We start from the raw sequence: 21,173 nt of genomic DNA on the forward strand, positions 1-21,173 counted from the left end.
CCAGATTAGGAGATAGCAGTTCATATGGATACGTCCAGTCCAAGACACAGCATGCAAACCCGTGATCAGGTGCTAGTCGCGCATGCGGCAAATCAGATCGCTCGCACCAACTTGAGCCAGGACGATTTCGCCCAAGCGCTGAGCCGGGAAATTTACTCAATTGTCCCTGCTGCGAAGATCGAGTTGGCGAAGGTTCCTGATTTCGATGAGCTGGCCCGGTTGAACAATGTCCTCGAGTTCGTGAGGGCAACCGGTCGCTGGCTGAAGCGTGTTCAACGCTGGCTATCGAGCGAGCAGGAAATTCCTTCTTGGCTGGAAGAGTCCTGGGTGAATGCACTCGAGCCTGAGTTCCGTGATCACTGCGTCAATGAACTGGCCAGCCGTCACGGTTTGATTGGTGCCCGCCAGATGGCGACCGAAGAATGCGGGAACAAAAGCTTCAGTGCGTTGATACGCGCTCTGGGGGACGTGATCGACACCGGAAGCGAAGTGTTCGACGACCAGGTGATGAGTGAAAAGGACATGCCGCACCTACCGGCGTTCGCCAAGGAGTGCCGGCAAGTTGAAGCAAGGGCAGGGGAGCTTGGCCGGAAAGCCGAAGAGATGATCGAAAAGTCTCGCCCAGCGTTGAAATCGATTGCCTGAGATACAGACATAAAAAAGCCGACGGTCGAGGTCGGCTTTTTAAACAGCGGTAAAACGTACTGGATTTGATTATGCACAACCGCGTCACCCCCAGCAACACCTTCGATGTCGTGACACGTCTCAGTAAATCGCAAAACGTGTCATGGCACACCATGTCGTCACGCGAGATTGCCGAGCTGACCGGCAGCACGCATGACAACGTTCTGAAGACAGTCCGAACGCTGGTTGCCAAGAGGGTCGTTTCGTCGAACGACACCCCCTACATGACCCACAAGGTAACGGCATTGCAACCGGATCCGGAAATCGGCATCGAGCGAGCTGCATTCGATCCAATGATTACCCCGAAAGGCCTTACCCGCCTTGCTGAGCTTCTGCAGGAGGCCGAGTAATGGCCGGCGATTGGATCAAATTCGAACTCACTACCCTAGACAAGCCAGAGGTCTGCCAGATTGCTGACTTAGCCGACATCGACCCGGACGCGGTAGTGGGCAAATTGATGCGTGTATGGGGTTGGTTCGACCAGCAGACGGAGAACGGTAACGCTCCGAGCGTTAGCAAAAAGTTACTCGATCGGCTGGTGGGCGTTATCGGTTTTTGCGAACACATGAAGTCGGTGGCATGGATGCATGAAGTGGATGGCGTTATCAGCCTGCCGCATTTCGAGCGTCACAACGGGAAAACCGCCAAAAACCGGCTTCTTACTGCCAAAAGGGTAGCCAACCACAAAGCAGCTAACGCCAAAGGTAACGCTCCAAGCGTTAGCAATGCGTTACCTAAAGAAGATGTAGAGAAGAATAAAGATCAACACAACACTCCGGGCGCGAGCGATCGTTCGGCGGCAGTCGAGATGTCGCTTGAGTGGATGCCTGATCAACAGCTCTTGCAGGCTTACGCACTACGGATGGCCCTACCGTTGACGACGTTCACCTCGGAGGCCACGGCTGCTTTCGTTTGCCATTACACCGCCAGTGGTCGTTTCGAGACGCAAGCAGCCTGGGTCAGCCTGCTCGTGAAGTGGATCAAGCGCGATGTTGCCCAAACGGCCAGTTCCAACATTCGGCAATTTCCCGTGAAGCAGGTCAACGGCCCGGATTTCGACGACACGACCTGGTCTGATGATCTGGGTGACTTGTGATGAGCCAAGCCAAACGCGTCCCCCAGAGCGCCAACCAGCTGCTGAGCAAGATGGGCAACCTGCCGCCCGTGACGCTGGAGCAGCCGAAACAATTGCCGCCTGGTACCGCTGACGTCGTCAACGCGCTGTTCAAGGAGTTGCAGGCGATCTTCCCCGCGTGGAAGCAAGCTTGGCCCGATGATGAAGCCCTACGCGCTGCAAAACGCAGCTGGGTCAAGGCTTTCATCGCAGCCGGGATCAATACCCTCGAGCAGATTCGCTATGGCTTGCAGAACTGCCGACAGCACGGCGGCGATTTCGCGCCGAGCGTCGGTAAGTTTGTGAAGTGGTGTCAGCCAACGCCCGAAATGCTGGGCATTCCTTCGCACGATAAGGCCTTCCGTGAAGCGCTGATCAATTTGGCCCCGAGCCGAGCATTTTCCCGCGAGTGGTCGCACCCGGCGGTACGTCATGCCGCGCTTCAATGCGAGATGCATAACCTGAACAGCTTGGTGTCCGAGAAGGCCAGCAAGGTCTTTGATCGCGCCTATGACATCACCATCCGGATGTTGGTCAGCGGACAGCCGCTTGAAGACATCGCCATTGGCATCGGCCACGACTCGCAAAAGCCCGAAACGCAACTCGCGGAAGAGTACGGCGAGGCGCGGTTGTTGATGACCATGTCGCAACAGTCGATCCCGCTTGACGGCAAGGTCGCCCGCGCCCAGTTGCTGGCTCGTTTTGCCAGTGCCCCGGGAAAACGCGAGCAGCAACAAGCCTCGCTTCCACGTACCCGCTTGAACTCCCTCCCTGATCCATTCAATCCCACAGGTGGCTTCTGATGAATGCAGCCAAGCAACAAAACATGCTCGCCGGACAATCTTCACTTGCCCGCAAGGTGTTCCAGATCGTGCCAATCCAGGAGCGTTGGAGTGCCCACGATATTTTCAATTCGTTGATGGTTTCCGAAGCCACGGGTGCCCAGTTCCCGGCTGTCCGTCGCGGCTTGGGCGAGCTGAAGGAAGCAGGTTTGATTCGCGAACCCGTTAACGGTCACTTCCAGCGTACCGCCATTACTATCAAATCCCCGAGGGATCAGAGCATGTCAAAACCAACCCAGCCGGCCGCCATGACCATTCAAAAAGCCGAGGCCAGCGCTCTGGATACGTTGGCAATGCTGTCTGGCGAAGTTATCCACTTTGCCGAGGAGGTCGGACAGCGCATGAAAAAGCTGGCGGCGCGTATCGAGGAAGTAGCGCTTTCTGTCGAGGCGGAACGTGAGACCACCGCTGAATCGCTCGAAAAATTCAAGCTGCTGCAATCTCTGCTGAAGGGGGGCTAATGGGCAAGCGCATGGCGATCGTTTTGGATATGCCTGATCGCCGTCTGGCTGTACCGAACCCGGCGAACTATCGGTTCGCCGTGTTCTGCTGCTCGTTCAAGATGGACATGGGCAGCACCCCCGATCACGCTTTGGCACTGTTCGTTGACCAGGCAATGGCCGAGCGCTACGGCGCCTGGATGTGGCCGAAAACGTTTCAGGTTGTTGACCTTGAAGATCCTCACGGGGCTAAAAAATGACGGCCTTGGCGAAAACCCTGACGGTGAAGCTGTCGGATGCTGAGATCGAACGCAATGCCAAGAAGCTGCATGTTCGAGATTTGCGCGATGCCAGTCACCCGGCGTTGCACTTTCGCTTTGCGAAGAATCGTTCCCGTGGCTCTTGGTACCTGCTCAGCAAACGCACTTGGCACCGTATCGGCGGCTTCCCTGATCTCAGCACCAAGCAAGTGGTCTCGGCACTGCCAACAGTGCGTTTACGTGTGGCTGCCAACGAAGGTTCGTCGTTGTCCAAGTGGGTCGCGATCAGCGAGCTGTTGGAATGGTACGCCGAACGTATGTCCCGTGATCGCAGCCTTTCCAGCAAGCGCAAGAGCACTGCCGCTTCGGCCATCAAACGTCACTTAATGCCACGTCTGGGTGATCTGCCTCTCAGCAATATCAACAAAGCCATGCTCGACAGCGAGCTGATCTGGCCATTGCAGGAAAACTACTCAGCGGGCTACGTGCAGCTGGTGTTCAAGCTTTTCGTCCAGGCGATGCGCCAAGCGTTCAAGCTCGGTTTTATCCGCGTTAACCCGATGGAGGGAATCAAATTCAGCGACTTCAGCAAGACGAAAGTCGGAGCCAAGCCTGGCCGGTTGCGCGGTGTTCAGTTGCCGCAGTTACTGGAGCAGTTGTCCCAGGTCGTGCTGACGGCGCCGGCCGACGCCATGTTGGCGCTGATGATGCTCTGTCATGGCACGCGTATCGGCGAAACCCGGCAGGCACGCTGGTCGCATATCAGTCTGGCGGAGCGCGAGTGGTTCATCCCGGCAGAGCACACCAAAACAGGCGTCGAGCATCACCTACCGCTGACTGACCAGGTGCGCGAGCTAATGATTCGTTATCGCGACATTCAGCAAGCCAAAGGGTATGACGGCCAATTCCTGTTTCCGGCGCGCCATGGCAAAGCTCTCAGTGAAGGGCAGGCCAGTGCTGCATTCACCCGGTTGGGGCAGGGCGAATGGACCAGCCACGATCTGCGCAAATTGGCTCGTACCGGTTGGGCAGATATCGGCATTGACCACCTGATCGGCGAGCTACTGATCAACCACGCCATGGGCCACAACGTGAAGGTGTACATCCAGTCGGACGTCATGAGTCGCAAGCTCGATGCCTTGGAGCAGTGGCACATCTATCTAGATCAGAAGGGTTTTTCCCTGATCCACGGGTTGACCGGTGTTAGATCCGAAGATTCCGATAAACCTCTGGTGGCCTTACACAACAAGGCCTGCGATGCCGTTCAAGAAACAACCACAGGAGAGGATTTAAAACATGAAAAAAGCCCAGGCCCATGGCTTTCGTAAGGCGCAGATCGAGCTGGAGCACTGCTTGACCTGCAAGGGAAAAGCCGTGGTGCAAGGGGTGTTTCATGAGCTGGTGTGCATCGATTGCAACGGCTCAGGTTGGGTAATGGCGGGGAGTCGGTTGGTGCTTTCTACAGACGAATTGGTGACACAGCTTAGCCTCAGATTGCAGCAGGCTCAGCGCGAACTTGAGGTGCTGAAGCGGGGTCCATCGTTATCCGGCCCGGCTGCGTACTACCAACAGAACAACCGTCGCGGTGTCGGCGGGACGAATTTCACCGGGGACTAAGGGGTACAACACATGATGATTCGAAAACCAGCGCTGCACCCATTAGGCGATACGGAATACCTTCTAGAGCAATGGGGATGGTGGCGTATGGATGGAAGGGGAGTCCCCAGCTATGCCTCGCCCATGTTGGCACTGATGCGCGATGCAATGCCGTCGCCAGCCAAGTCGTACTGCATCACCGACGAGCTTGCCTGTGTCGTGGATGCCGCGTTGGCTCGCCTGTGTAAACGTGATCAGCAGATGGGGGATATTGTCTGGCTGTACTTCGGAGCGAAATGGCCGGCAGTTCGGGTCGGTCGGTATCACCACGTCAGCGAGGGGAAAGCTCGGGAGCTGATGAAGGCCGGTGTGGCTTGGATTGATTGCGTTCTCGAAAGTATCAAGGATGGAAGTTGGACAAATTATTCGGGAAACCATTCCGATAGCCCACCCTTAGGGATTGTCGAAATCACAGCTGGTAATTGCACCGATTTGACCCAAAATTGCATACCACCTGACCAGGCATTGCATCAGTATTGACCATCTTTTGCAGGGGCTTGAGCGGCCACGTTCTAGTGACGACCGGCCGCGTTCGACCCATTGCGGGCACTCGGAATGATGCCACGGGATGATTCAGGGGGGACTAAAGGCGCCGTAGAAATAATCTGACAATTGATTTCGTAGCTTCGCTTGTGTCTAGGTCATGAAACGTACTCAAGGAATGCCAAATGCACTCAATGATCTCGTTTTGCGGTGCGGCGCTTTCGGCATCTGGAACAGATGCCTCATAAACATGGTGGCGTGTGCTACCTGCATCGAGCTCAAAAAGGTACAGGAGCTGATCAGCATTTAGCCCGGTTTCCTCTTGGAGTTCTCGAACTGCAGCTCTAGCGATAGCTTCGCCAGCTTCCACCTTGCCACCAGGCAAAGACCATTTTGATCTCGGTTTGCGAACGAACAAGATTTCCCTATCTCTCTCGCATATGACTGTAGCTCTGACTCTCATCTTCTGGCCCGAAACGCTTGTCATTGAATTGTAATGAAAATGCCGTTTTCATGGCGCGCTTCTCGACGAATGCAACATATAGAGCCAGCCTAACTCAAAAAAGTGACAGATTGCTTTAGCAATCAGTGATTTTGATGTGTCTTTAGCGACTGACCGTTTCTGGCCGAAAGTTGCCCATGGCGAAGGGCAACAAATGGCCGATTGTTACCTGTCGCCAAGGGTAGTAAACGAACCCTAGCGGACATCAAGGATGAGATGTAACGAGATGTGATTTCAGTCCCCAACATTGAATATCGGTAGCTACTATTAATAGGCTAGATCCCATTCACTTGTCCCTATGGAGGTGAGTCATGGTCTCCACGCTTGAGCTTCGCCACATTATTGAGTGTGGATTCCAGCCACTCTCGTGCACCTGCTCAGTCAATCCAGACGGATCACTGATGATCAAGGTGTTCGATTCGACCTCTGGCCGAGTCTCTCTCCTGGCCACTGCGGTCACGACCAGCCAACTGACGTCCAGCCGAGCCATTGCAAATTTGATTGGTGAGCTTCGCTCTGAAATGGCAACGCACCAAGCGACGGGCACGGTGGTGTTAGCGATATAGCAAAGGTTGTATCGCCTCGGATGAGGGAGAGCTATGAACACTGACCTCGGCAACCGAAAAGCCGGTGCCTCGTGCCTGAAAGACTGTGCCATTTAGAACAATGAATCGCCCCTTATTAGGTAGTTACTCGGGAGCGTCCGCTTATGGCCGATTTCTGCCTGTCAGGAAGGGCCACAAACGACCCAGTTGCGTGAAAACGTTTGTGAGCGTATTTGGCTAGAGGGGGCGGGTGAAATTTGGAGTGAACGCTAATCACAGGCCTCAGTTACAGCCTTCTCGGTGCGTTTAATTTCTTGCTTGATATCAGTGTTTATGCGCTGTTTTTTGAGTTGCTGTTCGAGAAAAACCTGATTCCCTTGGTTTTTCAATTCTGCATCGGTTGTAGCGTCTTTCGCCTCTAACTGGGCAGCGTGTGTGTCTATGACAGCTTCAACCTCAGCCTCATTGTTTGCGGTATCCAGGGCGCTGACCAATTTGTCCACCTCAGAATTCTCGGCCTCTGCGTAAGCTTCGATAGACAGTCCCTCAGCCTCCGCTCGCGCTCGAATTTCCAGGGTTTTCATATGCTGCTGTGCTGCCTTGCACACCGTATCCTTTCGCTCGTTCTCGATAGATGTCCACTCCATGAGCTTATACGTCGGCACACCAATCACCGCGATGATGATGGTGGTGGCCCCAATCAATCTGGCTCTCACGTTTCGCAACCTCAACTGAGTTTTGTGAGTGATTCCAGAATCCATTCGAGATATTAAAAGCGTACCAGGGCGGACGGCGCTAAAAATCGCTTCGAGTCGTTTCTTGCCATACGTCATCTCCAGTGTACGTCGACATATCGGTCGCGACGACTGCCTCATGCGCGCCGGTGAAAATGACTGCTCAATTGTGTCGATTTCGCAAATAGAACAGGATTTTTCGAATACCTATAAAAACAGTTGTCCATATGGAATAGCTCTGCTTTTATAGCAACGTGTTCWGCTGTACACCGCGACACCACAGAGGAGCTCGGCCATTGCGCCGRGCTTTTTATTTGSTGCTCKAAAGCCTCGCCATTGTGCGGGGCTTCTTTGTTTTTGGGATTCCCATCAGCGGAAARCGCYACCTTTTGATACCTCAACTCCCTTATYGGGAACTCGCCGAGATGTTGCCCATGCCGGATAAACCAGATACCTGGGCTGTTGTATTCGTGTGGCTGAGTCAGCATTCGCAGACCATTTGGGCAGCATTTCTGTCGTTGTGCATGACTGTGYTGCGTGTGTTCTACACCGGCGGYACTTGGAARGAYGCRCTGATCGAAGGCCCCATGTGTGTCCTGCTTTCATTGAGCATTATTTGGGGTTTCGAGCTGATGGGGTTGTCGCCGTCGCTAGCCCAGCCAGTCGGCATTTGGGTGGGCTTCCTTGGCGTGAAGAAGGTCGCCCACTGGGCTGATCGGATTGCTGAAAGCAAAATTCCTAAATCGGATTCGGTGCCGTGATGGCCTATGCCTCACGAAGCATGAACTCTTGCCAATTTTTTCTAGGCTCGCCATTTCGGCGGGCCTTTTTCGTTTCTAAGAGGTCAGTCTATGAGCAAGTCCACGCTGAATGATGTACTGGTGCCTGGTGAGCCACCGAAGCCGGGAACGATCGAAATGCTCGCGGGTTTTTCACCTTATTCTCAATTTCCGCTGATTGCGGCAATCGAGTCGACAACCTGCCTGCTGTCCACTTTTCAATATGGCCCAGCAACCGTCCGGGCAAACGAAACCGGTGCACCGGTGAGTGTGTTCGGCCGTCTCTTCCAGCATCTGGATGACTTGCTGGTCGCCCAGCTTCATCAGGTCGGCGAGGCGCCTGCTCCATGTCTGGAAGGCCACCAGACAGCTGTATCCTTGCCTTAGTGGTTCGCTAAATGGTCAAAATCAACATCACGCCCGACATGCTGCCTGTGTCACAGGCGCTGATGGAGTTGGAGAAAAAGCACATTCCTCATGTGCTTGCCCTGACGGCGACCCGATTGGCCCGGCGGGTCAAGAAGGGTGAACTGACCGTAATGGCTCAGCGCCTGGACCGGCCAACCCGGACCACGATGAACAGCCTGTTCGTCAAAATCGCCACCAAGAGCAAGCCAGCCGAAGTCTATTTCAAGGACTCTTGGACCTCGGGTATTCCCGCTGATACATATCTTCAGCAGACCGTCCGGGGCGGGCCACGTCCGCATAAACGCTTTGAAAAATCGCTGATATCGAACGGCCTAATGAGGTCCGGTCAATACGCTATTCCCAGTCCGAATGTCCTCGATAAGCACGGCAACGTATCGCGCGGCTTAATGAACAAAATCCTATCAGGCCTCGGTGCGGCAGAAAGCCGACGCGGCTACAAAGCCAATGCCACCGGCAGCAAGCGCAGCCAGCGCAAGGGCAATGCCCGCAGCTATTTTTCCGGTGTTGTCGATGGCACGGCCGGGGTGTGGGAGCGTAAAGAAACCGCGTTCGGCGATGCAGTCCGGCCGGTGTTTGTGTTCAGCCGCAGCGCGCCGATGTACCGCACGATCTTCCCGTTCTTCAAGATCGCGAACAACATCGTCAAGGCCAACTACAGCGCTGAGTTCCGCGGTGCATTTGCCGATGCAATGGCCACCGCCAAGCCCTGACAGAGAGCAAGAAAGGCTGTTTATGTGCCTGTATTGCTTGACTTGTTTGCCCTGCACGAATTTAACGGGTCCTCCCGATGGGGTAGGGGCTAGGGGGTAATTCGGGCCCCGCTGCTTCGCTATATATGACCCATTTTTGATTCGAGGTTGTTGTTTAGTCCATGGCCAATCCGACTATCTCCCGTGAGCCGCATTGGCTCAACAAGTCGCGCATGGCGGCCAGCCTCGGCATCACCACTCAAGCCTTTGATAAATGGGGCGTTCAGCCTGTTGCGAAGATCGGTCGCGATGTCTTCTACGACGTTCGATCTGTGCTGGATAACCGGCTCAAACATCAGGTGACAAAAGACCAACCTGTGGACGACGACGGTGATCCGATCGATCCACTCATTGAGTACAAACAGGCGCAGCAAAAACTGCGGCTGACAACTGAGCAGGCGGATGCTCAGGAAATGCGAAACAAGGTGAAGGCCAAGAAGCTGGTGCCGGTTGATTTTTGCTTGTTCGCATTGTCTCGCCTGAGCGCAAAGCTCGGGTCAACCCTCGACACCGTGCATTTGAAGGTCAAGCGAAAGTGCCCCGACATCGAGGTGCGTCACCTTGAGGCAATCCAGCGGGAAGTCGCCGTGTCGCGTAACGATGCGGTCGGCTTGGCTGATCTTTTACCGGAGTTGCTTGATGAGTATGTCGACACCTTGGATGAAGGCGCTGGTTGAGGGTGTCCGTAAGGGACTCGCCGGGCTTTATAAAGAGCCGCCGCGCACAGCGGTTGAGTGGGCCGATGAGCATTTCTATCTGTCGTCCGAGTCGTCCTATCAGGAAGGCGATTGGACAACGGCACCGTTTCAGGTCGCGATTCTCAACGCAATGGGTAACGACCTGATCCGTGAAGTTAACGTGCTGAAATCGGCGCGGGTTGGTTACACCAAAATGCTGGTGGCCAACATGGGCTACAAGGTCCAGCACAAGAAACGCAATGTCATTGTCTGGTGTCCAACCGATGGCGACGCTGACGGCATGATGAAACGGCACATCGAAACGATGATTCGTGACAGTCCCGTGGTGCGCGCTTTGGCGCCTTGGTATGGGGTGAAGCATCGCGATAACACGCTGGATGAAAAGCGCTTCGATAACGCCAAAATGCTCTGGTGCCTCGGTGGCACGGCGGCGAAAAATTACCGGGAGAAAAGCCCGGATGAAGTGATTTATGACGAGCTTTCGAAGTTCAACGCGGACATCGAGGGCGAGGGCGCCCCGACCATTCTGGGCGACAAGCGCCTGGAAGGTGCCACGTTCAAGAAGTCCATACGCGGATCGACCCCGACGACAGTCGTGGTCGCTGACGACAATGAGGAAACCTCGGGGGAGGGTTGCCAGATCACGCGGGCGGCCAACGATTCCCCCCACTTTTTGCGTTTCAACATCAAGTGCCCGTGCTGCGGTACCGAGCAGTACTTGAAGTGGGGCGACCCGGCTACGCCATTCGGTATCAAGTGGAATCTGGACGAGCTGGGGCAGGTAATCAAGGCCTGGTACCTGTGCGAGTCCGGCCATGGTTGCACCTTCGAATACCACGAAATGGTCGCGGCATCCGTCAGCGGTCGCTACATCTGCGAGCGCACCGGCATCTGGACACGCGACGGCATGGACTGGTTCTCCGCTGAGGACACTTCGATGTCGCCGCCACGTTCGGTGACTTTCCATATCTGGACGGTGTACTCGGAGTTTGTGACCTGGGCCGAAGTGGTCACGGAATGGCTCAAGATCAAGAAGGATCGAGGCAAGCTAAAAACCTTCGTCAACACCACCTTGGGCGAAGCGTGGGAAGAGGACCAAGGCGAGCAGTTGGAATGGCAGCAGCTGCACGCGCGACGGGAGATCTACCCGCAAGTGCCGGCCAAAGCGGTTGCCCTGTTCGGCGGTATCGATACCCAGGATGACCGCTATGAAGGTCGGGTCTGGGCGTTTGGCGCAGGTGAGGAAGCGTGGCTGGTTCATAAGTTCGTGCTGCAAGGTGATCCAGGCAGCATCGAGCTACGGGCCAAGGTCGGCATCGAGATCCACAAGACCTTCACCCGCGCGGATGGCACGGTGATGGGCGTCGAGCGTTGGTGCTGGGACCAAGGTGGTCACTACTGCGATGAAGTGCGTGAGGAATGCATCAAGCACGGCACCCAGTGGGTAATCCCGGTGTTCGGTGCCTCGACCTACGGTAAGCCAATAGCGACCTGGCCGCGTAAAAAGACCAAGGTCAAAGGCGGACGTGCGTATCTGGTCGAAGTGGGTACCGACAATGCCAAAGAGCTGATTTATGGCCGCCTCAAGATGCAGCCGGACGGTTCGGGTGCGCCTGTGCCTGGCTGTATCCACCTGCCTGCCAACGAGATGATTTGCGGCGAAGACGAGTTGCGGCAACTGACCGCCGAGCGCCGCAAGTGGGTGATCGTCAAACACCAGCGCGTCCAGCGTTGGGACGCAGGCGGGCGACGAAACGAAGCGCTCGATTGTCTGGTGTACGCCTTGGCGGCGTTACGCATAACGCAGCAGCGCTTTGGCATGAATCTCGACTTGCTGGCGCAGCAGTTGCCGTCAGGCACCTGGGCTGTGCCGGTGAGTAACGAACAGGAAAGCAAACCGGCCACCGTTGCCGCTCTGACCCCGGCCACGGTGTCGGTGCCTGAGGTAGAGCCTGAACATTCACCCGACCAGCCCGCCGAGTCGGGCGGCTGGCTTAATACAGGACAAGGCGCATGGCTATAACCGCTCAAGACATGGTGGACCGCTATCTGGAGGCCGAGATGGCCATCCTGCAGGGCAAGGAAATCCTCTTTAACGGTCGCAAGCTGATCATGGATGACCTGGAAGAAATCCGCGCCGGTCGACTGGAATGGGAGCGCCGGGTGCGAGCGCAACAGGCAGCGGCGGCGGGGCAGCCGCCGTACGCTCTGGCGACATTCCGATGAACCTGCTGGATCGCGTGCTGGCCCCGGTGTTTCCGGGGCTGGTGGCTGAACGTCTGCATGCCCGTCATAAGATCATGGCCTTTGAAGCAGCGCAGATGACTCGCACGCATCAGGCCAAGAAACAATCCGCCAGCGCGGATCGCTCGCTGCAGCGTTCGGCGCGGTCCCTGCGCGAACAATGCCGCAAGCTGGACGAAGACCACGACATCGTTACTGGTTTGTTCGATCGCCTGGAAGAGCGGGTGGTGGGCGGTATGGGCATCGCGGTCGAGCCGTTTCCCTTGAGCTACGCCGGGGAAGTGCATCTGGAGTTTGCGGCGCAGATCAAGGCCCGCTGGGCCGAATGGTCGTTGCGCCCGGAAACGTCCGGCGAGCTGTCCCGCCCGCAGATGGAGCGACAGGTGTGCCGGACCTGGCTGCGCGATGGCGAAGCCTTGGCGCAGAAGCTCAAGGGGCGGGTGCCCAGTTATGAGCACTTGAGCGTGGTGCCCTTCGCTTTGGAGTTGCTGGAGCCGGATTACCTGCCGTGGGAATACAGCGATGAAGCCAAGGGCATTGTGCAGGGGATCGAGCGCAATCAGTGGCGCCGGGTCCGTGCCTATCACCTGGTCAAACATCACCCCGGGCACGCCGCCGGTTACCAGCTGACCCTGGCTACCAAGCGTGTGCCAGCCGAGCAGATGATTCACATCGCGCACCGAAAGCGCATCGGTCAGAACCGCGGGCAGCCGCTGCTACATGCCGTGCTAGTCCGCCTGGCGGACATCAAGGATTACGAGGAAAGCGAACGGGTCGCCGCCCGCATCAGCGCGGCGCTGGCCATGTACATCAAGAAAGGGACGCCGGACGACTACACCGCACCGTCTGCCGTGAATGGCCAGACTCCCGCTGCTCGCAGCATTCCCATCGGCCCGGGCATGGTGTTCGACGGCCTGCTGCCCGGCGAAGACGTCGGGATGATCGAAAGCAACCGGCCTAACCCTTTTCTCGAAGGCTTTCGCAACGGCCAACTCAAGGCCGTGGCCGCTGGCACCCGGGGCACCTATTCCAGCGTTGCGCGCAGTTATGACGGCACCTATTCCGCACAACGTCAGGAATTGGTCGAAGGGCAGGCGGGCTACGACCTGCTGCAGCACGAATTTATCGACTATTGGAGTCGTCCGGTCTATCGCGAATGGCTGCACATGGCGATCGCCAGCGGGGTGATCACGGTGCCGGCTGACGTTGATCCGGACACCGTGTTCGGTGCGATTTATCAGGGGCCGGTGATGCCCTGGATTAACCCGATTCATGAGGCCAATGCCTGGAAAATTCTGGTCGAAGCAGGCTTTTCCGATGAGTCGGAAGTGGCACGGGCGCGGCAGCGCAATCCGCAGGAACTCAAGCGTTCCCGGGCTTCGGAAATCAAAACCAACCGGGAGCAGGGACTGGTCTTCAGTTCGGACTTCTATCACGAGATTTATGGAAAAACGCAAACCGATGAACAGCCAAAAAAACCTGTCGTTGATGAGGCCGAGAGCCTCGATAACTCCGACGAATAAACCCGGCGAAAGCTGGTACTCACTGAGCGCCGCGCTGCAACGCGGGGTGGTCGAGGTGATGCTGTATGACGAAATTGGCGCGTGGGGCATTACGGCCAAACAGTTCGCCCGCGATCTGGCCGCCATGGGCGATGTGTCTCAGATCAACCTGCACATCCACTCGCCGGGTGGTGACGTGTTTGAAGGGACCACCATGTACAACCTGCTGCGCGGCCATTCGGCCCGGGTCGTGGTGTACATCGACGGTCTCGCCGCTTCGATGGCCAGCGTGGTCGCCATGGCCGGCGATGAAATCAACATGCCGGCCAACGCCATGATGATGATTCACAAGCCGTGGGGTGGTCAGGTGGGTGATGCCGACGCCATGCGTGAGTACGCCGACCTACTCGACAAGGTCGAGAGCACGCTGATTCAGGCGTACATGCGCAAGTCAGGCAAATCGATCGAGGACATCCAAGTACTGCTCAAGGCTGAAACCTGGATGGATGGCAACGAAGCGGTGGCCGCCGGTTTCGCTGACAAGGTGCTTGATCCATTCAAGGCGGCTGCTCAACTCACTTCAAAACGCATGCAGGAGTTCACCAATATGCCTACCTCGGCAAAAAATCTGTTCGATCCACGCGCCTCCGCTCCAACCCCAGCACCTGCCCCAACACCAGCACCTGCCCCAACACCAGCTCCAGCCCCGATCCCAGCCCCGGCGGTCGATCCGGCGCCGGTCGCGCTGACCCTGGATCAGATGCGTGCCCAAGTCATGGCGGCGGACGGCACTCGCCGCACGGCGATCAATGCCGCGTTCTGTGGTTCGCTGGTCACCAGCCACACCGAGCTGCTCAACACCTGCCTCAATGACTTGAGCTGTACGGCCGAGATGGCGCGAGAAAAACTGCTGGTTGCGCTGGGCTCGACCACCACCCCAACGGGTGGCCCCCACCACCATGGACACATCAGCAACGGCAACCTGGTCGGCGATTCGGTGCGTGCCTCGCTGGCGGGTCGTTTGGGCCAGGCGGAAAACCAGAAAGACAACGCCTATAACCACATGAGCCTGCGCGAACTGGCCCGCGCCTCGCTGCATGATCGCGGCATTCTGGTGGCCACCCTTGATCCGATGGCCATGGTCGGCTTGGCGTTCACTCATGACTCCAGCGACTTCGGCAACATCCTGGTGGACAGCGCCGCCAAGTCGGTCCTGCTCGGCTGGGACGAGGCGCCGGAGACCTATCACCTGTGGACCAAAAAGGGCCGCTTGAGTGACTTCAAGGTGGCGTCCCGGGTCGGCATGGGGGCGTTCCCGAGCCTGCGTGAGGTTCGCCCAGGGGCTGAATACAAGTACATCACCACCAATGACCGTGGCGAAAAAATCCGCCTGGCCACTTACGGTGAGATGTTCAGCATCACCCGTCAGGCGATCATCAACGATGACCTCGACCAGTTGAGCACCGTGCCTTACAACATGGGCCTGGCCGCGCGCGGCACCATCGGCGATCTGGTCTATGACACGCTGATCCATTCGCCGGTGATGAGCGACGGCAAAGCGCTGTTCGATGCCGAGCGCAACAACCTGTTCTCCGGTACCGGCGCGAACATGTCGATCGAAGCGCTGAGCAGGGCCAAGACCGCCATGGCCTTGCAGAAAACCGAGGTCGAGGGCGGCAAGGCCCGCACCCTGAACATTCGCCCGGCGTTTGTCCTGGTACCGGTGGCGCTGGAAGACAAGACCAACCAACTGATCCGCTCTGCGTCGGTGCCTGGCGTCGATACCAATGCCGGCATCGACAACCCGATCCGCAATTTCGCCACGGTGATCGCCGAGCCACGCCTGGACGATGATTCGCCGGTCACCTGGTATGAAGCCGCCCGCCAAGGTGCTGACACCATCGAAGTCGCTTACCTGGACGGCGTTGAACAGCCCTATATGGAGCAGCAGCAGGGTTTCACCATTGACGGCGTGACGAGCAAGGTGCGGATCGATGCCGGGGTCGCGGCGCTGGATTATCGCGGTCTGAACAAGTCAGTCGGTGTGGTGCCACCTGCGAAAGTAAGCCGTTAACGGTTGAAGAGTCCCCTAACACCCCGCCGCGAGCGGGGTTTGTTGTTTCTGTACAGGAGAAATTCGTATGTCCAAGAATTATTCGGGTCCCGGCAGCACGCTGACTTTTGTGGCTCCAGACGGTGGCGCGACGGCGGGGGTACCACTGGTGCTGGTGGATACGGTAGTCATCCCGATCGCCAGTGGCGTGGCGGGTGATGTCCTGGTCGGCCATCTCGACGGCGTCTGGCGTCTGCCTGCCGATGCAGCGCTGCTGCAGGGGCAAAAGGTGGCCCTGCAAGCCGGCGTGCTGGTTGATCCGCTCACGGCCACCGGTGATTTGGTGCCATTCGGCAAGTTGCTGAGTGCTCCGGTCGGCGGTATTGCCGAAGCGTTGTTGATCCAGTGACCACGCTGGGCCGCTTTCGTGACGTCACGGCCCGGATGGATGCAGTGCTGGTCGATCGCTTAGGCGATCGCGCCATCAAGCCGGACGGCCTGCCGCTGTCCGGTGCGTTCTTCTCGCCCTTTGTCGGTGCGGATGTCGGTGGCAAATCGAAGAGCGTGCGCCTGGGTAATGCCATCGTGACGGATAACGTTTTGGCGCCAACCTTTACGGCTCGAGTGGTGGAGGCGGTGGGCATCGAAAAAGACACCTTTCTTACCATCGATCTGCCGGTGGAGCAGGGTGGCGGTCGCTACAAGGTCAGCAAGCGCGAGCCGGACGGTGCCGGCATGGTCAACTTCATACTGAGTTTGAACAATGGATGAACTGACGACCTTACACAATGCGATCGAGGCGACGTTCCGCGCCGGCTTGCCGTCGGTGGTGAGCGTCGAGGCGTTTCCCGAGCTGAATGCTGAAGTCGGTCTGCCGGCGGTGTTGTTTGCCCTGACGGAAATCGGCGAAGCAACCGACAATGGCAGCGGCAAAACCTCCCTGAGTGGCCGCTTTCAGGTGTGCATCATGGTCGATTCGACCATCAGCAAAGCGTCCTTGCAGGCCGCCATTCTGGCCGCCGAGATCAGCAAGATTTTGCGCGGGCAGTATTGGGGTCTGGACTTTGTCGAAGAGGTGCAGGAGGTGCGTGCATTTCCGGACGACTCGATGCCGGAGCTGGCGCAATTTGTGGTGTGGATCGTGGAGTGGAAACAGGTGTTCCAGATTGGCGAAACCGAATGGTTATGGCCAGTCGAACCGCCGGGTTCCCTGTACCTGAACGTCGATGGCTGCACCGGTACCGGCAATGAAGATCACTACTTTCAACCGGAGGATCTGGCATGGGATACGCCAGCGCCGAACATGACCGGATGATCGCGGCGATGCTGATGCCCTGCGTGGTGGTTGGCGTCGATCTTCTGGCTGCCCGGGTGCGGGTCAAGGCCGGTACCTGGGTCAGTGCCTGGGTGCGTTGGCACAGCCTGGCCGCCGGCAAGGCTCGCCATTGGCGGGCGCCGAGCCTGAATGAGCAGGGCACGCTGTTCAGCCCCAGCGGTGATCCGGCCATGGGCACGTTTATCCCGGGGCTGTATGGCAACGCCGGCACGCCGCCGGACAACCGCGATCACGTCGAGGCCTGGTACTTCGACGATGGCGGCTCTCTGGTCTACGACTGGGAAGCCGGCAGCTACAGCATCGCGTTACCCGACGGCAGCAGCGCGACCATCACGGTCGGTGGCTCGCAGTTTGAAGTGACGCCGGCTCAGGTCCGGGTGACGGCCAGCCAGATCACCCTGGCGGGTGAGGTGAGCATCGACGGTGCGCTGAGTGTATCCGGCGACATCAGCGGTGCCGGCACGATCATGGATGCCGGCGGCAACAGCAGCAACCACTCGCATTGAGTGAACATTTATCTTCGGCCCGCCGCGCGCAGGCTTTTTTTATGTCTGGAGAAAACCATGACGAGCAAAACCAAGGAAGTATCAGCCGCCAGTGAGGCGCCCGCGCCGGCCACGCTGAGCCTCTTTCGCGACACGCTGTACACCTCGCGGGTGCTGATTCTGCTGGAGGCCGAGCGCACCTTGAAAGTGGAAAAGGGCCAGGTTGCGGTGGCCTCGGATGACACGGTGGCGATCGAGTATTTGCACGGTCGCAAGGATTTTGTCCCGGTAGAGGGCTGATCGAATGATCGGGATGATCGGACTGGATCGCCGCACCGGCCAGCTCATTTCCGGCCTCGATCACCTGCGCCAGTCCATCGAGGACATCTTGTCCACGCCCTTGGGCAGCCGGCGCATGCGCCCGGAATACGGCAGCAAGCTGCGGCGCTTTGTCGACCTGCCGGTGAATGACGGCTGGAAGAGTGCCGTGCAGGCCGAGGTGGCCAGCACGTTGGGGCGTTGGGAGCCACGCCTGAAGCTGGGCCGGGTGCGCGCCGTGGCCATCCTCGACGGACGTATCACCTTTGAGCTGACCGGGCAGTACCTGGGCAGCGACGTGACTTTGGAGGTGTCCGCATGACCATGGAACTGGCGGCCCTGCCGCCGCCGCAAGTGCTGGARGACCTCGACTTTGARGWGGTYTACCAGGAGAARCTSGAAGCCTTCCGCCTGAGCATGGGCGACAACTGGAGCGCGGAGCTGGAAAGCGACCCGGTGCTSAARCTGATCGAGCAGGCCGCGTATGGCGCCTTGCAGAACCGGGCGCGGGTCAACGACGCGGGCAAGGCGCTGCTSTTGGCCCATGCCGAGCGGGCCGACCTCGATCACCTGGCTGCCAACGTCAACCTGCAGCGCCTGGTGATTCAGGCGGGAGATTCGAGCACGGTGCCACCGACGCCTCAGGTGCTTGAAGAGGACGATGCCCTGCGCGAGCGGGTGCAGCTGTCGTATGAGGGGTTGACCACGGCGGGACCGCGTAACAGCTACATCCTGCATGCGCGCAACGCCTCGGGCCTGGTCGCCGATGCCACGGCGGAAAGTCCGTCACCGGCCGTGGTGGTGGTCACCGTGCTCAGCCTGGAAGGCAGCGGCGGCGCCTCGCCGGAACTGCTGGAAGAGGTCCGGCTGCACCTCAATGACGAAGACGTGCGGCCGGTGGCGGATCGGCTCACGGTGCAGAGCGCTGTGGTCATCGATTACCGCATTGAAGCGGTGCTGTACCCGCAGGCACCGGGGCCCGAAAACGAAGCCTATCTGGCGGAAAGCCAGAAACGCCTGAGCGAGTGGATCAACCCACGCCGCCGCTTGGGACTGGAAGTGGCGCGCTCGGGGATCGATGCGCAATTGCACATTCCCGGCATCGCCCGCGTCGAGCTGCTGGGCTGGACCGATCTCAAGCCGAGCAAGGCCGAGGCGGCGTATTGCACCGGCTACAGCGTGACGCTGGGGGCCTGACATGAGTACTCAGCTGCCACTCAACAGCACGCCGCTGGAGCTGGCCGTGGAAGCGGCCAATTACGAAAACACACTGATTCCGCTGCGCAGTTTGTACAACGCCGACACCTGCCCGGAACACCTGTTGCCGTATCTGGCGTCAGCCTGGTCGGTGGACCGCTGGAACAACAACTGGACCCAGGAGGCCAAGCGCACGGCGATCCGTTCGGCGTACGACGTGCATGCACGCAAAGGCACCATCGGTTCGCTGCGGCGGGTGGTCGAGCCCTTGGGCTACCTGATCGACGTCGTCGAATGGTTCAACACCGTGCCGGAAGGCGTGCCCGGCACCTTCGCCCTAGAGGTCGGGCTGAATGACGCCGGCATCACCGAAGAACTGTACGAGGAACTGGCGTGGTTGATCGACGACGCCCGTCCGGTCAGCCGGCACATGACCAACCTGGCGCTCAGTCTGCAGACCGAGGGTGTGCTGGGCATTGCCGTGTGCGTTGAAGAGGGCGAAGAGATCGACGTGTACCCGCCGGCCCCGCAAGACATCGACGTGACCGGCACCTTTGGCCCGGCGCTCTGCGTCGATGAAACCGATACTTTGGACGTTTATCCCTATGATTGATAAGAGCAGTCAGTTTTTTGCCATTCTCACGGCGGTCGGTGAAGCCAAACACGCCAATGCCATCGCCTTGGGCCTGGACTGGATGTTCACCGAGATGGGCCTGGGCGATGCCAATGGCACCGACCCGATTCCCGATCGCCTGCAAACCGAGTTGATCAACGAATGGCGCCGGGCGCCGCTCAACCAGATCCGCGTCGATCCAGCCAATCCCAACACGGTTATCACCGAGCAGATCATTCCGCCCGAGGTGGGCGGTGAGTGGATTCGCGAGATCGGCCTGTACGACGTCGACGGCGACCTGGTGGCGGTGGCCAATTGTGCGCCGAGCTATAAACCGTTGTTGGCCCAAGGCACCGGCAAGACCCAAGTGGTGCGGATGAACTTCATCGTCAGCAGCTCGGCAAACATCGTGCTGAAGATCGACCCGGCGGTGGTGCTGGCCACCCGTGAATACGTGGACCTCAAGATCCAGGAGGAACTGGCCAAGCTGGATCACAAACAGTCAGCRCGGGTSGCGGCCACGGYYSCCATCACCCTGAACAATGTGCAGACCCTCGATGACGTGGCCGTGGTCGTCGGTGACCGGGTGCTGGTGACCGCGCAGGCGCAGGCCCAAGACAACGGTCTCTATGTGGTCAGCGCCGACGCCTGGCCCCGGGCGGCCGATGCCGACAACAGCCTGGAGGTGACCCCGGGGTTGTTTATCCATGTGGAGCAGGGCAGCGTCAATGGTGACAGCCTCTGGCAGTTGGTCACCGACGCGCCGATCACCCTCGGCACCACCAGTTTGCAGTTTGAAATGATCGCGGGCGGCAGTGGGGTCGGTGTGGGCACGTTTCGCAGTGTCACCGTCGATGCCCTTGGGCGTGTGATCGCTGGCACCAACCCGACCACCCTGGATGGGTACGGCATCACTGACGCCCTGGCGGCCAGTAATAACCTTGCTGATGTCGAGGATGTCGCAGAGGCCCGCGACAACCTTGGGCTGGGAACCGCCGCGACCTTTGATGTGCAGACCGATCTGGACGATGCCACGGTGGATGCGTTGATGAAGGTGGGAGCGTTCGGGTTGGGCGGGGCGGGCATCGTTCTGGCGCCTGGTACTGACCTCAACACCATCCGCACTGCTGGTTTTTATCGTATTGAAGACACGCCCGTAAACGGACCAGCAGACATAACTAACTCGGTCATGATCGTCGGCAATGGGCGGGATGTCGCCTCACAGCTCATTATCGCGTTTAGCACCGGGGAGCTACATACGCGAGGAAGTAGTGGCTCTGGCTCTACGTGGTCCCCCTGGAAGAAGCAGTGGGACAGTGGCTCACTGGTTAAACAGTCGAACGCCTGGGACTCCACGGCGGGGCGCGTATTGCTCAACGGTGCATTTGGCGTCGGAGGAGTAGCCCCCAATTTACCGGGCGATGACTTCAACGCCGCGCAGGTTGGTGGCACCTATACCTATACGGCCGACACCCTGAACCGTCCGAACATCTCCGGCAGTGATCATGGG

Annotated in this window: 28 protein-coding genes and 1 pseudogene; 27 read left to right on the forward strand and 2 right to left on the reverse strand. The window is 58.4% G+C overall.

Annotation, left to right across the window (positions count from 1 at the left end; genetic code table 11):
- Positions 1-24: 24 nt before the first annotated feature.
- The 9 genes and pseudogenes from AC1DWM_RS24575 to AC1DWM_RS24615 form a co-directional block, all read left to right on the forward strand.
- Positions 25-645, forward strand: a complete 621-nt coding sequence (locus AC1DWM_RS24575) for a hypothetical protein (protein ID WP_477796361.1) — start codon at positions 25-27, stop codon at positions 643-645.
- Positions 646-716: 71 nt separating this feature from the next.
- Complete coding sequence (locus AC1DWM_RS24580) at positions 717-1,034, forward strand: hypothetical protein (RefSeq protein ID WP_477796362.1); 318 nt, start codon at positions 717-719, stop codon at positions 1,032-1,034.
- Positions 1,034-1,780 carry a DnaT-like ssDNA-binding domain-containing protein gene (locus AC1DWM_RS24585; RefSeq protein ID WP_477796363.1) on the forward strand — a complete coding sequence of 249 codons (747 nt, stop codon included), beginning with the start codon at positions 1,034-1,036 and terminating at the stop codon, positions 1,778-1,780. Before AC1DWM_RS24580 ends, AC1DWM_RS24585 begins: the two co-directional genes overlap by 1 nt.
- A 50-nt stretch (positions 1,781-1,830) precedes the next feature.
- A complete protein-coding gene (locus tag AC1DWM_RS24590) occupies positions 1,831-2,601 on the forward strand; it encodes a replication protein P (RefSeq protein ID WP_477796364.1) in 771 nt (256 codons plus the stop codon).
- A complete protein-coding gene (locus AC1DWM_RS24595) occupies positions 2,601-3,101 on the forward strand; it encodes a hypothetical protein (RefSeq protein ID WP_477796365.1) in 501 nt (166 codons plus the stop codon). Before AC1DWM_RS24590 ends, AC1DWM_RS24595 begins: the two co-directional genes overlap by 1 nt.
- 29 nt (positions 3,102-3,130) lie before the next feature.
- Positions 3,131-3,340 (forward strand): hypothetical protein, encoded by a 210-nt coding sequence (locus AC1DWM_RS24600; protein ID WP_477796386.1) that lies wholly within the window; start codon positions 3,131-3,133, stop codon positions 3,338-3,340.
- Positions 3,337-4,668: a tyrosine-type recombinase/integrase gene (locus AC1DWM_RS24605; protein WP_477796366.1), complete on the forward strand. Its 1,332-nt coding sequence runs from the start codon at positions 3,337-3,339 to the stop codon at positions 4,666-4,668. Before AC1DWM_RS24600 ends, AC1DWM_RS24605 begins: the two co-directional genes overlap by 4 nt.
- Entirely contained in the window at positions 4,637-4,957 is a 321-nt protein-coding gene (locus AC1DWM_RS24610) for a hypothetical protein (protein ID WP_477796367.1), read from the forward strand. Before AC1DWM_RS24605 ends, AC1DWM_RS24610 begins: the two co-directional genes overlap by 32 nt.
- A 12-nt stretch (positions 4,958-4,969) precedes the next feature.
- Positions 4,970-5,350 (forward strand): annotated as a pseudogene (locus AC1DWM_RS24615) (antiterminator Q family protein); the annotation flags it as partial.
- Positions 5,351-5,579: 229 nt separating this feature from the next.
- Here the strand turns inward: AC1DWM_RS24615 and AC1DWM_RS24620 are convergent.
- Complete coding sequence (locus AC1DWM_RS24620; protein ID WP_477796368.1) at positions 5,580-5,942, reverse strand: NUDIX hydrolase; 363 nt, start codon at positions 5,940-5,942, stop codon at positions 5,580-5,582.
- Positions 5,943-6,292: 350 nt separating this feature from the next.
- On the opposite strand from AC1DWM_RS24620, the gene AC1DWM_RS24625 reads away from it, so the two are divergent.
- Positions 6,293-6,547: a DUF1652 domain-containing protein gene (locus tag AC1DWM_RS24625; RefSeq protein WP_477796369.1), complete on the forward strand. Its 255-nt coding sequence runs from the start codon at positions 6,293-6,295 to the stop codon at positions 6,545-6,547.
- A 248-nt stretch (positions 6,548-6,795) separates the two neighbouring features.
- On the opposite strand, the gene AC1DWM_RS24630 is transcribed toward AC1DWM_RS24625, so the two are convergent.
- Positions 6,796-7,230: a hypothetical protein gene (locus tag AC1DWM_RS24630; protein ID WP_477796370.1), complete on the reverse strand. Its 435-nt coding sequence runs from the start codon at positions 7,228-7,230 to the stop codon at positions 6,796-6,798.
- Between the two features lie 464 nt (positions 7,231-7,694).
- Between AC1DWM_RS24630 and AC1DWM_RS24635 the strand changes: the two genes are divergently transcribed.
- From AC1DWM_RS24635 to AC1DWM_RS24715, 17 genes are all read left to right on the forward strand, one after another.
- On the forward strand, positions 7,695-8,021 hold the full coding sequence (locus AC1DWM_RS24635) for a phage holin, lambda family (RefSeq protein WP_477796371.1): 327 nt from the start codon (positions 7,695-7,697) through the stop codon (positions 8,019-8,021).
- Between the two features lie 90 nt (positions 8,022-8,111).
- Complete coding sequence (locus AC1DWM_RS24640) at positions 8,112-8,426, forward strand: hypothetical protein (RefSeq protein WP_477796372.1); 315 nt, start codon at positions 8,112-8,114, stop codon at positions 8,424-8,426.
- An 11-nt stretch (positions 8,427-8,437) separates the two neighbouring features.
- A complete protein-coding gene (locus AC1DWM_RS24645) occupies positions 8,438-9,178 on the forward strand; it encodes a hypothetical protein (protein ID WP_452626363.1) in 741 nt (246 codons plus the stop codon).
- A 161-nt stretch (positions 9,179-9,339) separates the two neighbouring features.
- Positions 9,340-9,894 carry a terminase small subunit gene (locus AC1DWM_RS24650; protein ID WP_477796373.1) on the forward strand — a complete coding sequence of 185 codons (555 nt, stop codon included), beginning with the start codon at positions 9,340-9,342 and terminating at the stop codon, positions 9,892-9,894.
- Positions 9,857-11,938: a phage terminase large subunit family protein gene (locus tag AC1DWM_RS24655; protein WP_477796374.1), complete on the forward strand. Its 2,082-nt coding sequence runs from the start codon at positions 9,857-9,859 to the stop codon at positions 11,936-11,938. The genes AC1DWM_RS24650 and AC1DWM_RS24655 overlap by 38 nt, the downstream gene beginning before the upstream one ends.
- On the forward strand, positions 11,929-12,141 hold the full coding sequence (locus tag AC1DWM_RS24660; RefSeq protein WP_477796375.1) for a primosomal replication protein PriB/PriC domain protein: 213 nt from the start codon (positions 11,929-11,931) through the stop codon (positions 12,139-12,141). The genes AC1DWM_RS24655 and AC1DWM_RS24660 overlap by 10 nt, the downstream gene beginning before the upstream one ends.
- Entirely contained in the window at positions 12,138-13,682 is a 1,545-nt protein-coding gene (locus AC1DWM_RS24665) for a phage portal protein (protein WP_477796376.1), read from the forward strand. Before AC1DWM_RS24660 ends, AC1DWM_RS24665 begins: the two co-directional genes overlap by 4 nt.
- Positions 13,621-15,735 carry a ClpP-like prohead protease/major capsid protein fusion protein gene (locus AC1DWM_RS24670; RefSeq protein WP_477796377.1) on the forward strand — a complete coding sequence of 705 codons (2,115 nt, stop codon included), beginning with the start codon at positions 13,621-13,623 and terminating at the stop codon, positions 15,733-15,735. Before AC1DWM_RS24665 ends, AC1DWM_RS24670 begins: the two co-directional genes overlap by 62 nt.
- A 67-nt stretch (positions 15,736-15,802) precedes the next feature.
- Positions 15,803-16,123: a capsid cement protein gene (locus tag AC1DWM_RS24675; RefSeq protein WP_477796378.1), complete on the forward strand. Its 321-nt coding sequence runs from the start codon at positions 15,803-15,805 to the stop codon at positions 16,121-16,123.
- On the forward strand, positions 16,120-16,485 hold the full coding sequence (locus tag AC1DWM_RS24680) for a head-tail joining protein (protein ID WP_477796379.1): 366 nt from the start codon (positions 16,120-16,122) through the stop codon (positions 16,483-16,485). Before AC1DWM_RS24675 ends, AC1DWM_RS24680 begins: the two co-directional genes overlap by 4 nt.
- On the forward strand, positions 16,478-17,029 hold the full coding sequence (locus AC1DWM_RS24685; protein WP_477796380.1) for a hypothetical protein: 552 nt from the start codon (positions 16,478-16,480) through the stop codon (positions 17,027-17,029). The genes AC1DWM_RS24680 and AC1DWM_RS24685 overlap by 8 nt, the downstream gene beginning before the upstream one ends.
- A complete protein-coding gene (locus AC1DWM_RS24690) occupies positions 16,996-17,556 on the forward strand; it encodes a phage baseplate assembly protein V (protein ID WP_477796381.1) in 561 nt (186 codons plus the stop codon). Before AC1DWM_RS24685 ends, AC1DWM_RS24690 begins: the two co-directional genes overlap by 34 nt.
- A 57-nt stretch (positions 17,557-17,613) precedes the next feature.
- Entirely contained in the window at positions 17,614-17,835 is a 222-nt protein-coding gene (locus tag AC1DWM_RS24695) for a hypothetical protein (protein ID WP_477796382.1), read from the forward strand.
- A 13-nt stretch (positions 17,836-17,848) separates the two neighbouring features.
- The gene (locus AC1DWM_RS24700) at positions 17,849-18,175 is read left to right on the forward strand and encodes a GPW/gp25 family protein (RefSeq protein WP_043302559.1); all 327 of its coding nucleotides are present in this window, start codon (positions 17,849-17,851) and stop codon (positions 18,173-18,175) included.
- Complete coding sequence (locus tag AC1DWM_RS24705) at positions 18,172-19,050, forward strand: baseplate assembly protein (protein WP_477796383.1); 879 nt, start codon at positions 18,172-18,174, stop codon at positions 19,048-19,050. The genes AC1DWM_RS24700 and AC1DWM_RS24705 overlap by 4 nt, the downstream gene beginning before the upstream one ends.
- Before the next feature lies 1 nt (position 19,051).
- On the forward strand, positions 19,052-19,663 hold the full coding sequence (locus AC1DWM_RS24710; protein WP_477796384.1) for a phage tail protein I: 612 nt from the start codon (positions 19,052-19,054) through the stop codon (positions 19,661-19,663).
- On the forward strand, positions 19,656-21,173 hold a 1,518-nt coding region (locus AC1DWM_RS24715), incomplete at its 3' end, for a phage tail-collar fiber domain-containing protein (protein WP_477796385.1). The genes AC1DWM_RS24710 and AC1DWM_RS24715, both read left to right, overlap by 8 nt.

This window comes from Pseudomonas sp. P4_C8 (assembly GCF_056401975.1).

Coding starts and splice junctions, on each gene's coding strand:
- AC1DWM_RS24575 (WP_477796361.1), top strand. CDS start 25: ATGGATACGTCCAGTCCAAGACACAGCATGCAAACCCGTGATCAGGTG.
- AC1DWM_RS24580 (WP_477796362.1), top strand. CDS start 717: ATGCACAACCGCGTCACCCCCAGCAACACCTTCGATGTCGTGACACGT.
- AC1DWM_RS24585 (WP_477796363.1), top strand. CDS start 1,034: ATGGCCGGCGATTGGATCAAATTCGAACTCACTACCCTAGACAAGCCA.
- AC1DWM_RS24590 (WP_477796364.1), top strand. CDS start 1,831: ATGGGCAACCTGCCGCCCGTGACGCTGGAGCAGCCGAAACAATTGCCG.
- AC1DWM_RS24595 (WP_477796365.1), top strand. CDS start 2,601: ATGAATGCAGCCAAGCAACAAAACATGCTCGCCGGACAATCTTCACTT.
- AC1DWM_RS24600 (WP_477796386.1), top strand. CDS start 3,131: ATGCCTGATCGCCGTCTGGCTGTACCGAACCCGGCGAACTATCGGTTC.
- AC1DWM_RS24605 (WP_477796366.1), top strand. CDS start 3,337: ATGACGGCCTTGGCGAAAACCCTGACGGTGAAGCTGTCGGATGCTGAG.
- AC1DWM_RS24610 (WP_477796367.1), top strand. CDS start 4,637: ATGAAAAAAGCCCAGGCCCATGGCTTTCGTAAGGCGCAGATCGAGCTG.
- AC1DWM_RS24620 (WP_477796368.1), bottom strand. CDS start 5,942: ATGAGAGTCAGAGCTACAGTCATATGCGAGAGAGATAGGGAAATCTTG.
- AC1DWM_RS24625 (WP_477796369.1), top strand. CDS start 6,293: ATGGTCTCCACGCTTGAGCTTCGCCACATTATTGAGTGTGGATTCCAG.
- AC1DWM_RS24640 (WP_477796372.1), top strand. CDS start 8,112: ATGAGCAAGTCCACGCTGAATGATGTACTGGTGCCTGGTGAGCCACCG.
- AC1DWM_RS24645 (WP_452626363.1), top strand. CDS start 8,438: ATGGTCAAAATCAACATCACGCCCGACATGCTGCCTGTGTCACAGGCG.
- AC1DWM_RS24650 (WP_477796373.1), top strand. CDS start 9,340: ATGGCCAATCCGACTATCTCCCGTGAGCCGCATTGGCTCAACAAGTCG.
- AC1DWM_RS24655 (WP_477796374.1), top strand. CDS start 9,857: ATGAGTATGTCGACACCTTGGATGAAGGCGCTGGTTGAGGGTGTCCGT.
- AC1DWM_RS24660 (WP_477796375.1), top strand. CDS start 11,929: ATGGCTATAACCGCTCAAGACATGGTGGACCGCTATCTGGAGGCCGAG.
- AC1DWM_RS24665 (WP_477796376.1), top strand. CDS start 12,138: ATGAACCTGCTGGATCGCGTGCTGGCCCCGGTGTTTCCGGGGCTGGTG.
- AC1DWM_RS24670 (WP_477796377.1), top strand. CDS start 13,621: ATGAACAGCCAAAAAAACCTGTCGTTGATGAGGCCGAGAGCCTCGATA.
- AC1DWM_RS24675 (WP_477796378.1), top strand. CDS start 15,803: ATGTCCAAGAATTATTCGGGTCCCGGCAGCACGCTGACTTTTGTGGCT.
- AC1DWM_RS24685 (WP_477796380.1), top strand. CDS start 16,478: ATGGATGAACTGACGACCTTACACAATGCGATCGAGGCGACGTTCCGC.
- AC1DWM_RS24690 (WP_477796381.1), top strand. CDS start 16,996: ATGGGATACGCCAGCGCCGAACATGACCGGATGATCGCGGCGATGCTG.
- AC1DWM_RS24695 (WP_477796382.1), top strand. CDS start 17,614: ATGACGAGCAAAACCAAGGAAGTATCAGCCGCCAGTGAGGCGCCCGCG.
- AC1DWM_RS24700 (WP_043302559.1), top strand. CDS start 17,849: ATGATCGGACTGGATCGCCGCACCGGCCAGCTCATTTCCGGCCTCGAT.
- AC1DWM_RS24710 (WP_477796384.1), top strand. CDS start 19,052: ATGAGTACTCAGCTGCCACTCAACAGCACGCCGCTGGAGCTGGCCGTG.